The organism is Neobacillus drentensis (assembly GCF_036962125.1).
GTDB lineage: Bacteria > Bacillota > Bacilli > Bacillales > Cytobacillaceae > Neobacillus > Neobacillus drentensis_B.
Map to the genome: position 1 here is coordinate 480,869 of NZ_JBALOA010000014.1, position 12,741 is coordinate 493,609.

The 12,741-nt window shown below is 37.4% G+C and carries 11 protein-coding genes; 10 read left to right on the forward strand and 1 reads right to left on the reverse strand.

The window, feature by feature from the left end; genetic code table 11:
- Positions 1-365 precede the first annotated feature (365 nt).
- The 9 genes from V7121_RS14210 (at position 366) to V7121_RS14250 (ending at position 10,097) form a co-directional block, all read left to right on the forward strand.
- Positions 366-4,319: a fibronectin type III domain-containing protein gene (locus V7121_RS14210; RefSeq protein WP_335500294.1), complete on the forward strand. Its 3,954-nt coding sequence runs from the start codon at positions 366-368 to the stop codon at positions 4,317-4,319.
- A gap of 110 nt (positions 4,320-4,429) precedes the next feature.
- The gene (locus tag V7121_RS14215; RefSeq protein ID WP_335500292.1) at positions 4,430-4,951 is read left to right on the forward strand and encodes a hypothetical protein; all 522 of its coding nucleotides are present in this window, start codon (positions 4,430-4,432) and stop codon (positions 4,949-4,951) included.
- A gap of 492 nt (positions 4,952-5,443) precedes the next feature.
- Positions 5,444-6,136: a TasA family protein gene (locus V7121_RS14220; RefSeq protein WP_335500291.1), complete on the forward strand. Its 693-nt coding sequence runs from the start codon at positions 5,444-5,446 to the stop codon at positions 6,134-6,136.
- A gap of 122 nt (positions 6,137-6,258) precedes the next feature.
- Complete coding sequence (gene tapA / locus V7121_RS14225) at positions 6,259-7,011, forward strand: amyloid fiber anchoring/assembly protein TapA (protein ID WP_335500289.1); 753 nt, start codon at positions 6,259-6,261, stop codon at positions 7,009-7,011.
- A gap of 120 nt (positions 7,012-7,131) precedes the next feature.
- The gene (gene sipW / locus V7121_RS14230) at positions 7,132-7,704 is read left to right on the forward strand and encodes a signal peptidase I SipW (protein WP_335546879.1); all 573 of its coding nucleotides are present in this window, start codon (positions 7,132-7,134) and stop codon (positions 7,702-7,704) included.
- 49 nt (positions 7,705-7,753) lie between these two features.
- On the forward strand, positions 7,754-8,374 hold the full coding sequence (locus tag V7121_RS14235) for an LPXTG cell wall anchor domain-containing protein (protein ID WP_335546881.1): 621 nt from the start codon (positions 7,754-7,756) through the stop codon (positions 8,372-8,374).
- A 115-nt stretch (positions 8,375-8,489) separates the two neighbouring features.
- Positions 8,490-8,720, forward strand: coding sequence for a hypothetical protein (locus V7121_RS14240; RefSeq protein WP_335500283.1), 231 nt, complete (start codon positions 8,490-8,492; stop codon positions 8,718-8,720).
- Positions 8,721-8,868: 148 nt separating this feature from the next.
- Entirely contained in the window at positions 8,869-9,120 is a 252-nt protein-coding gene (locus tag V7121_RS14245) for a DUF2535 family protein (protein WP_335500281.1), read from the forward strand.
- Positions 9,121-9,254: 134 nt separating this feature from the next.
- Positions 9,255-10,097 (forward strand): DegV family protein, encoded by an 843-nt coding sequence (locus V7121_RS14250; RefSeq protein ID WP_335500279.1) that lies wholly within the window; start codon positions 9,255-9,257, stop codon positions 10,095-10,097.
- Between the two features lie 38 nt (positions 10,098-10,135).
- On the opposite strand, the gene V7121_RS14255 is transcribed toward V7121_RS14250, so the two are convergent.
- Entirely contained in the window at positions 10,136-11,026 is an 891-nt protein-coding gene (locus V7121_RS14255) for an MBL fold metallo-hydrolase (protein ID WP_335500277.1), read from the reverse strand.
- A gap of 194 nt (positions 11,027-11,220) precedes the next feature.
- Between V7121_RS14255 and V7121_RS14260 the strand changes: the two genes are divergently transcribed.
- On the forward strand, positions 11,221-12,738 hold the full coding sequence (locus V7121_RS14260; RefSeq protein WP_335500275.1) for a spore germination protein: 1,518 nt from the start codon (positions 11,221-11,223) through the stop codon (positions 12,736-12,738).
- Positions 12,739-12,741: the final 3 nt, after the last annotated feature.

The window sequence follows — 12,741 nt, forward strand, 5'->3', positions numbered from 1 at the left end:
TGGAAAAAAGTAGAAATCATGAGATATCTTGAGATTATTATAGAATAATAGATATAAAGGTTCATATTTGAGGTAAAATGGCTAATTTTGATATTATATAATTTTTTATAAATCTAATATACTGTTGCCATAAGGTTTCTTTATAAGAACAAAGATGTTCGTTTAAAAGCTTAGAGGTTACATAACTCTTAAGGGGTAAGCGAAATAGCGGAATGGGGCTTCAAGTAAATAACTTTATTTAAATTACTACTAGGACGCCATAATTAAGAGGGGATAACGATGAACCATACAAAACTTGAGGGATTAATTAATGTTTGGTTCATCAGAAAATATAAAAATACATTAGGGAGAGATGCTGATGTGGTATGGATAAGTTTAAAAAAGTGAAAGTAGCTGGTAGGAAAATTAAAATGGGGATGCTTGCTGGTTTGTTAGTCCTGACTGCTTATCCCTTTGCGCAAAGTACAGCAAAAGTACCGAAAGCAATAGCTGCGACGGGTGTACCTGGAGGGACACCAGATTATTGGACGACACCTAACTATGCCAATAGTCAGTTACCGGAATTTGATTCAGACGGGAAACATATTGCTGGGACAGGTATTAGAAAATTTGTTGATACTTTACCGGGGTTAGGTAAAGCAAACGAGAATAATCTTGGGCAATATATGCCGGTTGCTGTTCCAGATACGACTACCTATCCAGGTTCGGATTATTATGAAATTTCATTGGTAGAGTATACACAGCAAATGCATAGTGATCTAAAGCCAACCAAACTTCGTGGTTACAAACAAACCAACACAACAGATCCTTCAGTAAGCGTACCAAATTACTTGGGACCAGTCATAGTGGCTCAAAAGGATCGCCCTGTACGTATCAAATTTACGAATAAATTGCCTACAGGCAGTGGCGGAGATCTCTTTCTTCCAGTTGATGAAAGTCTAATGGGAGCAGGTATGGGACCGGATGGAATGCACAAGTATACGCAAAATCGCGCACTCCTTCATCTTCATGGTGGGATTACTCCATGGATCAGCGATGGAACCCCACATCAATGGATTACACCAGCTGGAGAAGATACACCTTATCCAAAAGGTGTAAGTGTAAGAAATGTTCCTGATATGCCAGATCCTGGGGATGGATCACAGACATTCTTTTATACAAATCAGCAAAGTGCAAGGCTAATGTTTTTTCATGATCATAGCTATGGTCTGACTCGCTTAAATGTTTATGCCGGTGAAGCAGGTGGATATTTAATTAGGGATAAGGTGGAGCAAGATCTCATTGATAGAGGTATTATCCCTAGTGGAAATAAAGAAATTCCATTGGTAATTGAAGACAAAACCTTTGTTCCAACAGATACCCAATTGCAAGCTACCGATCCTACTTGGGATACAACTAAATGGGGAGGACAAGGTAATTTATGGTTCCCCCATGTATATATGCCAAACCAGAATCCTTATGTTTTAGAGGGCGCGAACCCAATGGGACGCTGGGATTATGGTCCATGGTTCTGGCCGCCAAACACAGGATTGAAAAATGGTGCCGTAACCAATCCGCTTGCAGATCAACCGGGTCAGGCGCCGATGAACCCAGGGACACCAAATATATCTACTACACCAGAAGCCTTTATGGATACTCCAGTAATTAATGGAACGGCTTATCCAACCTTAACCGTTGATCCGATAGCCTATCGTTTCCGTATTTTAAATGCTTCAAATGACAGGATGTGGAATTTGCAGTTTTATAAAGCAAAGTCAAATGGGGCTATGTGGAATGCAGATGGTACATTGCATGATGCAGATGCAGGTGAAGTAAACATGGTACCTGCCGTTACAACAACGGGATTTCCGTCGAAATGGCCATCAGATGGAAGGGCAGGAGGAGTTCCTGATCCTGCATCATCAGGTCCAGAAATGATTCAAATTGGTAATGATAGCGGCTTTTTACCAAAGGCTACTGTACTCAAAAACCAACCAGTAAATTATGAATATGGAAGAAGAAGTATCACGGTTTTAAATGTCTCAGACAAAACCCTATTATTGGGACCAGCTGAAAGGGCGGACGTAGTCGTCGACTTCAGCAAATATGCAGGCCAGACCCTTATTCTTTATAATGATGCACCCGCACCAGTCCCAGCTTTTGACCCACGCTACGACTATTACACAGGTGATCCCGACCAATCTGCAACAGGTGAAAATACAGGCGGTGCACCAACAACTCAACCAGGTTATGGGCCGAATACTCGAACCATTATGCAAATTAAGGTTGCAGCTGATCCAAATGTAACAGACACTACTCAGGACACAATAGCAAAATTAAATGCTGAAATACCAAAAGCATTTGTTGCTGGCCAAAAGGAGCTTATCTTCCCAAATCTTCCAGATGATCCTAATCGGAAATGGGTTAATATTCAAGACAATTCAAAAACGTTTACACCACCAGGAACATCTACTTCAGTTACGATGGATCTTAAACCAAAGGCAATTGCCGAAGAATTTGAACAAAATTATGGGCGAATGAATGCAACACTCGGAGTGGAAATGCCAAATACCAATTTCCAGAATCAAACCACCATTATGCTAGGTTACGTAGACCCTACTACTGAAAACCTGACAGACTCTATTTCACCGATTGGTTCTCCAACAGGGGATGGAACACAGTTGTGGAAGATTACTCATAATGGGGTCGATACACATGCCATGCACTTCCATCTCTTTGATGTCCAGATTGTAAACCGTGTTGGGTGGGATGGTTCAATTCGTTTCCCAGATGCTAACGAATTAGGCTGGAAAGATACAGTCAGGATGAATCCGTTGGAGGATGCGATTGTTGCTCTAAGACCGGTTTCACCAAAAATACCATTTGGTGTACCTGATAGTATTCGCCCATTGGACCCAACCATGCCATTAGGTTCAACAGGACAGTTTATGAACGTGGACCCGCTGACTGGAAATCCAGTGACGGTCACAAATAAAATGACAAATTTTGCTTGGGAATATGTATGGCATTGCCATCTGTTAGGTCATGAAGAAAATGACATGATGCGGACAATGAGTTTTAATTTTGTAAATACTAAGCCAAGTCCATCTCTATTAAGTTTAACAAGGACTAACGGAGGAGCGGTAAATCTTACATGGACAGACCCTACTCCAGCTACAGTTAGCAATGGTGAGTATGACCTTAATTCACTGGGTAAATCCTCCAGCGAAATCGGGTACAATATCATGCGTGCCCCTGTTATAAATGGGACGGTTGGAACATTTACTAAAATAGGTTCAGTATTGGCTAATAATACAAGCTATACAGATAATACAGCAGACCAATATACAACCTATAACTACCGGATAGATGCATTTAATGCTGCAACAGCTGCGGATCTAACTGATCCAAACTCATATCTAAGCGGAGGAACCCCTTCCAATAATGTTAATGCAGCAGGTCTTCCGGCTGCACCTAGCAAATTAACGACTGTACAAGAAAGTCAAAATGCGAAACTAACCTGGACGGATAATGCTACTAATGCGACAGGATTTATTATTGAGCGTTCCACAGACGGTACGAACTTCACAGTTATTGCTAGTCCGACTCAGTCAAAGTATGTAGGAAGTGTCAATTACGTTGATACTAACTTGACCACTGGAACGACCTATACCTATCGTGTTAAAGCAGTCAATGGAACACTTGAATCCGATTATTCTAATACATCAAGTGTTACCATTAAGGCTTCAACTCAAACACCACCAACCGCACCAAGCAATCTAAAAGCAAGTCTGCTAGATGGTCCAAGCATAGGATTGACCTGGACAGATAATTCATCGAATGAGACAGGATTTACAGTGGAACGATCGACTGATGGTGTGAATTTCTCAGCCATTGGTACTAGTAAAGCAAAAAATGGTAGTAAAAACATTTTAACCTATACTGATTCAACTGTAGAAACGGGTAAAAGTTACTATTATCGGGTTAATGCTCTAAACGGAACAACACCGTCGACTTATTCTAATACTGTTACGATCAGTATTCCAAATGTACCTTCTGCTCCAACTGGTATCATCGCGACGGCAACAGGTGGACAGTCGACTGATACTATTAGAGTAAGTTGGACCGCATCACTTGGCACCGTTAGCAGTTATGATATTCAGTTTTCTACTAGTTCAACATTTTCAAATAATGTTTCTACTTATAATAACGGTAGCACATCAACGCTATATACACGAACAGGCTTTACAAAAAGAAAGACTTATTATATTCGTGTACGCGCAGTTAACCAAAGCGGTACTTCCGCTTGGTCAAGTGTAGCTAATGTTAATACACCATAAGTCTAGAACTGAATGAATTTAGCGGGCTGCAAACATTCATAGCAATATTTATGCAGCCTGCTGTATAAGATTTATCTAATATAACAATTATCTGCAAGGGAGGTACATGAATGAAATACCAAAAAGTCACAGTTTCTATTTTTGTTGCTTTGCTGTTGATTTTAGGTGCATCAGCTGCGGTTTGGCATAATAGTCCAGCTCTAGCCAAAAGTAATGCCAAAGCCCCTTCAATTAATGCAAAAGAAGCTATGAGCAAATTTGCACCACCAAGGAAAAATGACAAGGCAAAAACGTCAGAACCTACTGTTCGAAAAAGTCGATTACCTCAATTGAATGTAGTAAGTGAGGCAGCGGTCGTCCTGAATGTTCTTCCAATTAATATTATAGAAGAAATGAACAAAGGGAAAACATTAGTACAAATAGCAAAGGAAAAGGGGATAACAAAAGCAGAGTTTTTGCAAAAATTAAAGGATAATGAAAATCAATTATTAGACGAAGAAGTAAAAGCAGGAACAATTTCGGAGGACCATGCAGATGCTATTAAAGAGGGACAGAAGGACCGTTTAACGAAGAGCCTTTCCCTTAAGTCTGTGAATGTCAATGATCATCAATCAATGGATATGGGAAATTAGCAAGTAGAAAAAATGAATGATAGTAAAATAAATAAGAAAATAGCCCCCATTCAAATGAGAATGGGGGCCATTTCTTAACTCTTTTTCTGTTCTTTCATCCACGACTGGAAATTTATATAATTACAACTTTCATGAAAGTCTTCTTTTTCAAGCTATCCTCAATTGCCTGTCTAATCAATATCCTTCATTCCTCTTCCATTTCTCTTCCAGTTCGCTATCACCATGTTTATCTCCTAATAAAGAACAAACAAAACATTTTATTTAGTACATTATAAAAAACAAATCATTTTTTATAAAATACGAAATAAAGAGAAAATAAGAGAAAACAAGAGATAAATTTACAAAAATGTTCTTTATTAAGAAAAAACAGCTAAATTTGAGGTTTTTCAAGTTCGTTATTTTGGAATATACTCATCTTATAGGTTCGTTAAATAGAACAAAAAAACCAACACGAACTTACAACAAAAAAGGGAATAAGAGGAGGAAAAAGTAATGGGTATTAAAAAGAAATTAGGTTTGGGAGTAGCATCGGCTGCACTAGGTTTATCACTTATTGGTGGAGGTACATATGCATACTTTAACACGACTGCAACACAAACAAGTAGCTTTGCATCTGGGACATTGAATATGGCTGTAAATCCTACTGTTGCAGTTCCACTAACCAATTTGAAACCTGGTGATACAATGCCTAAGGAATTCACTTTAACAAACACAGGGACCTTAGATATTAAAAAAGTATTCCTTCATACAGATTATTCAATTAGTGATTTAGCTGGTAATAGTGTCGCACCTGCGACTCAAGATAGACTTGCAGATGCAATTGTTGTGGATTTTCTAGTTAACGTAGGAGATCCAAAAGAAGGCGAAACTAAAAATTATGAAGTAGTCGCTTCTAAATCTTTAAGACAATTAAAAGCCATGACCCCTGATAACTTGGCTAAAGAATTTGATGGTAGATTAGAACAAATTAATAATTCCACTTCACACCCAAATTATAAGGTTGTCTGGGACTTGGTAGATGGTATAAAAGCTGGTACAAGTGAAAACTCAACAGATAAATTTAAAGTTCAATTTAGATTTGTTGATTCTGGTCAGCCAGACCAAAATGATCTTCAAGGTAAAAAACTTAATTTAACATGGCAATTTGAAGGAATTCAAACTGATGGTGAAGTTAGAACAAACTAGTATTTTGGAAAAAGGTGGAGGGCAAACGTCCCCACCTTTTTTATACCTTCCACATATTTTTTATAATCTAAAAAGGGATGAATTTTATTGTTATCGTGAAAGATTAGAAACATGTAAAGGGTGTGATTAAAATTCGATACCCACGACTAGTAAAATTCAAAAAGAAAAATAAGAATCTAATATTATTTGCAAAATTATCAGCAATATTTTACATTTCAATCGGTACTCTGTCCTACCTTAACACTAATACAGAAGCTTATCTAAATGTTAATAAAAAAGCTAATATAGTCTTGGAATCTGGTTACTGGGAAGAAACAAAAGATATCTGGAATCCAGAATCTTTAGATTTTCTTAATATAAATAATCAAATAATTAACAGTTGCGAGCCAATTGAGATTTTTACAATTATTAAAAACTCCTCTACGAGTGATATGACCGGTAATCTTCAGTATGAAGTGTTTTATACCAGTTCAGGTAACCCCGTTGAAGGAGTTAAAGAGGCTGAAGGTAAAATAGATATGTTAAAAGCAAATCAAACAGCAAAATTAAGTTACATAGCTTCAAAATCAGGGATTTATCAGTTTAAAACTCTCCAAATTCCTGATAACAATAATGTCTTTTCCAATGGCCATGATCTGTGGAGTGGAACAATTCAAGTGAAATGTAACCAAAACATTCTTAATGATTCAGAAGATTTAAAGACTAATCAAAAAGATGGAGAAGGGAAAGCAATAGCAGAACCTTCTAAAAAAGATAGTAGAGGAGAAGCAATAGCAGAACCTTCCAAAGAAGATAGTGACGGGGATACGAATGTAGAAACTTCTCAGGAAGTTGGTAAAGATAATCCATTACTAGAAACTCCAGAAGAGGAGTAACATAATATATTTTTTTATTTATAAGTATTGGTTATTTTTCCTCAGTCTTACAAAAATATAGTATTACAGATTGTGGGTCTTAATATTCCATATTTCAAACTGCTTAGGAGGGTGTTAGGGATGAGTTTAAGAATTTTTAGAAAATGGATTAGTAATTTTGTTACAACTATATTATTTCTAGTATTACTTGTGATGGTGTTTGTAGTAGTAAGTTCAAAAGCTTCTGGAGGAGAACCACAAATCTTTGGATATGAACTTAAAACTGTCCTTTCAGGGTCAATGGAACCTGGTATTAAAACCGGATCTATCATTGCAGTTAAACCGGGTGGAGACATGAATCGCTTTAAAACTGGAGATGTGATTACCTTTAAGTTGGACGAAAAAAAGATTATAACTCATAGAATTATTGAAGTCTCAAAAGTCCAGGAGCAAGTTATTTATAAAACAAAGGGTGATAATAATAAATCTCCGGATATCAATCCTGTACTCTCACAAAATGTTGTAGCTGAATATAATGGGTTTACAATTCCCTACTTAGGATATTTCATTTCCTTTACAAACTCAAAAAATGGTGCATTTTTATTAATAATACCTGGTTTATTCCTTTTGCTTTATTCAGCCCTTACGATTTGGAAAGCTATTTCTCATTTGGACTCAAGGGGGAATAAAGACGATATCGGGAAGACAGTATAATATGAGGTGTGGTCACGCCACCTCATTTACTCTTAGGGGGGAATTCTTGATGAAAAAAGTAATAATAAAAATTACTATTAATATTTTTGTTATTTCAATAATTTTTTTCCTTACATCAATAAACATATTTGCGGGGACCAATACTGCTAAAATTAATATTGCAACATCACCAGAAAAGGTATTTTTTGACCTAACTAATTTGAAACCAGGTGATTGGGCTGAAAAAAAATTAACCATTCAAAATAATGGGGAACAAGATTTTAAGTACCTTTTGTCAAGTAATTTAAAAAAAGGTTCTGAAAAATTTTATAATGAACTTTTTTTGTCGATATCCGACGAAAGTAGTGTATTGTTTGAAGGTAAAATGAGGGAGTTTAAAAAGTTAAATCCAAGATTTATTGCAAAGAACGACTCAGAACAATTATTCTTTAAAGTGGTTGTACCTAGTGAAATCGGGAATGAGTTCCAAGGACTTGGATGTGAAGTCGAGTTTAAATTTTATGTCGAAGGTACCTTAGGTGGTGCTCTACCAGTTGATGGTCCAAAACTCCCGGAGACCGGTTCTAATATGTTTAATATTTTAGTAGCTGGAGCAGTACTAGTAATATCAGGCTCAATTCTACAATTCAATATTAAAAAAAGACGGAGAAAACTACAGAATGAAGTATAACTGGACCTTGATTAGGTGAATTCAAACATCAAGGTCTATTGTAAATACAAGATACATAAATATTTGGAAATAGAAAATAAAATTCCACTAAAAAAAGACGAACGGAGTTGCCTTTATGTACAAAAAACTCTGCCCAAAATGCCACCAACCTTCTTTCAGCAGCAGCGATATTGATAGATGGATCTGTCCTGTCTGTAATTTTGACCTCACTCGTGTTTCTTCCAAGGATGCTGAAGCCCGTAAGGCAACAAAACCTCATTTATTCATTATAAAAAACAGTTATCTGCAAGAAAACCCAACATTAAATACCAAAATTAAATCATATGAATATCAATCCTTTGATTAGAAAACAGGCCATCCAAGTGACCTGTTTTTTTGTGCTATAACTACCACAAACTATAAATATTTTTTGTGAAAACAGGTGTAATAAGACACAATTCGATTCGCATTCGGTGTATAATATACACAAACGGGTGAAAAAGAGGATTGATATTTTGTTATTCAAAAGCCTAGAGTTCAAAAATGTTATTGGACAGAAGGTTAAAATCATCGAAATTCCTGTATTGGAGGAAGATAGCACTTATAAATTTATGATCCAATTCCGTTTACAGACGTATGTTACGTCGCTCTACAACGAGAAAAACTTAAAAAAATGCTACTCTTTTAAAGATTACTTAAAAAAGGTCATAAAATGGCCTGACTATGAACGATTGTTTAAAGTAGGAGAATTAAAGAATAACGCTTAATGCCAAGAGCATCGCTGGGACTTCCCTGCAATGCTCTTTTATGTTTAATAAAACCCGAAAAGTGATGGATGTTGTTCCTTTCTCCAAAGGTTACCTGTATAATACAAAGCAGTACTGGTAGGGAAGTGACTATTATGAGCAAAGTTAAAATTGTAACCGATTCAACAATGGACATGCCGATAGAAGTGGCTGAAAAGCTTGGTATTGTGGTCGTTCCATTGTCCGTAACGATAAATGGAGAATCATACTTAGATAGAGTCAATATAGATGTTGCAGAATATATAAACATGATGAAGAAATCAGAAGAATTACCGAAAAGCTCGCAGCCTTCAGCGGGAACCTTTCTTGAAGTATATGACCGCCTTGGTGAAGAAGGTTATGAGGTATTATCCATTCACATGACAGGAAAAATGAGTGGGACTGTTCGTTCAGCTGAAAGTGCTGCCCAGATGTCGAAGGCAAAAGTGACTGTGATTGACTCGATGTTTATTTCATTAGCGCTCCAGTTCCAAGTGAGGGAAGCGGCAGAAATGGCGAAACAGGGGAAGAGTGTGGAGGAAATTCTGAACCACCTTGAAAAAGTACGTGAACATACCAAGCTTTATATTATGATTGATACACTAGAAAATATGGTAAAAGGCGGCCGAATCGGTAAAGGGAAGGCCTTTATTGGCTCGTTATTAAATATCAAACCGATTGCTTCACTTGAAGGAGCGGAATACAACCCAGTAGCGAAAGTCCGCAGTCATTCCCAAGTGGTTAAATACTTGGCCAAGCAATTTGCGGAAGATGTCAAAGGGAAAACCATTCTTGGTGCGGGTATTGTTCATGCCGAAGCCATCGAATTATCCTCAAAACTAAAAGCTGCGATAACAGACTTAACAGGCTACAACGATATACCTATTGAATATACAGGTCCAACGATTAGTACGCATACCGGGCCTGGTACAATCGCATTAATGTATTATTTTGAATAAAAATTAAGGATGGTGCCATTTCAACTGACACCATTCTTTTATTTGTTTTTTACTAGTTCGTTAGTTGATAATGGCACCGAGTACCCAAGCCTGTGTAAATGTTTGCGAATACCACTTCGTTCCCATGTTAATAGGATACTATTTTCTAAACTTTTTTTCGGATAAAAGATACCGATCTTTGTTAGTTCCTCAAAAGTAAGTCCTTGTCGGATATAATGATCAATTGTTTCATCGCGCCTGTCAATAATCGCAAGGAACTTATCCATGGCCATTTTAAATTCTTGTTTATTAAATATACCTTTTTGGTGTCCAGTAATATAGGTATCGGCATCAAGGGAAAGCAAGCGCTTGCCTGAAGCAATAAAATCCTCGATATTGCCATCTGTCCCATTATACCAGGGTCCGAACGATGTCATGTCATAATCTCCTACAAAAACAACACCTAATTCTGGAAAGTATGGGCAGGAAAGTCCGCTTGTATGCCCAGGAGTATGTAAAAAGTTTACCTTCACATCCCCAAATGTATAGGTTGTTTCATATTCATACGTGCCCGAAATTTCTACCAGATTTTTCGCTAATTCCTGCGGCAGTGAATTTTTCCACTTTTCCACTCCTAGTTGCCCCCACTCCTGATAGACACCATTTTCACGTGCAACCCCTTCAATCGTAAGGGCTGTCTCAAATTCAATCGGATTGATTAGTTTGGTGGCATCGGTAAATAAATGGTTGTGGAGCGTATGATCGGGATGATAGTGCGTATTCATGATTAACTCTACTCCATACTCTCGATCCACATTTAATAGGGTTTTAGCATCCGCCCCGCTATCAATTAATACCTTATCGGCACAATCAATGAAGAGACTGCGGGAATAGGGAACCTTACTGTAGTTTGTTCCTTCTAGAATGATAATGGGTCCAATTCGATTCATTACAATCACCTCATAACGTTTTTTCCATAAACATGTCTAAACAAACCATTTTATGAATGAATATTCATTCATAATACCACGAAATTCACATTTTGGAAACAATGAGGGTACCTGACACCCAAAAGGTTTTTCTTTTGGTTAAAATTAGACATTTTGGTAAAGATAAAAAAAATTGAATGGTTAAGGTGTTGCCAATGTTTAAGCGGAAGTTAGATACGAAACAGTCAGAGGAAAAGAAGCCGCATCGGTTAAATGTGGATGATCTTAAGTCAGATTTACAGTCGGAAATAGGCGATTGTATGGACCTGAATTTTCGAACCTTAAAAAAGAATGGGAAGAAAATTTTAGTTTGCTTTTTAAGCAGCCTGATTGATAAGACGAGCTTTGATGAATATATCCTGTTACCAATCCAGCAAAATACACTGGACGAATGGACAACGGAAAGTCTGGCTCAGATCTTACCAATCGCCGAAATTTCTGCAGCCAATCAGCTTAAAGAAATTGTTTCTTCTTTAATAGAAGGAAAGGCGTACATTTATATCGACGGTGAACCGTATGGGATTCTTGCCAACGTCGGTACAACCGTAGAAAGATCGCTTGAAAAGGCAGAAACTGAGTCGCTTGTATATGGGCCCAAAATCTCGTTTACTGAATCACTAATCGGAAATTTAAATATAATCAGGAGTAATTTGAAGGATCCAAAGTTATGTATGGAAGACATTGTAATCGGAAAAAGAGTGAAAACGCCTGGAAAGCTGGTTTATGTTAAAGACATTGCTGATGAGGATAATATCAGTACCTTTCGGCAAAGAATCAATGATTTAGAATACGATTATATACCAGATACAACGGTTTTAGGGCAGTTAATCGAGGATAATTCTTGGACAATTTTCCCGCAAATCATGTCTACCGAACTGCCTGACCGGATTACGCTTTCCTTAATGAGAGGGAGGGTAGCCGTATTAATGGACCGGTCCCCGTCTGCCATTTATGGTCCAACCCCCTTCCTTAGTTTCTTTGAATCAACTGAGGATGTGTATATGCGCTGGAATATGGGTCTTTTTTTGCGGATGCTGCGAATTATTTCTATTTTTCTATCGGTCCTATTGACTCCTGCCTATGTGGCGGTATTGACCTATCATTATGAGGTCATTCCATCTGCATTACTCATTTCTCTCGGGCAATCTAGAGCCAATGTTCCGTTCCCCCCTGTAATAGAGGCTCTTCTTTTAGAGTTTACGATTGAACTTTTAAGAGAAGCTGGGGCAAGGCTGCCTACTAAAGTTGGTCAAACAATGGGTATTGTTGGCGGTATTGTTATTGGTCAGGCGGCTGTTCAAGCTGGCTTTACCAGTAATATCTTAATTATTATCATCGCACTTAGCGCCCTTGGTTCCTTCACCTCGCCCAGCTATTTAATGGGCACTGCTGTTCGAATGCTCCGTTTTCCAATTATCATTTTAGCAGGTATTTGGGGAGGAATTGGGATAATGTTCTCGTTTTGTTTTATTATGATTCATCTTTTAAGACTAACTTCAATTGGAAGACCCTACTTTATGCCAATCTATCCCTTTAGGTGGAAGGACTTAGGCTACAGTATTATTAAATTTCCGAATCAATATTTATCACATAGACCAGTAACGAATCGTCCCATTGACAAAAAGATTTTTCCAAAACAAAAAGGTGTTGAAAAAAAGGATGTAGATGAATAGGAG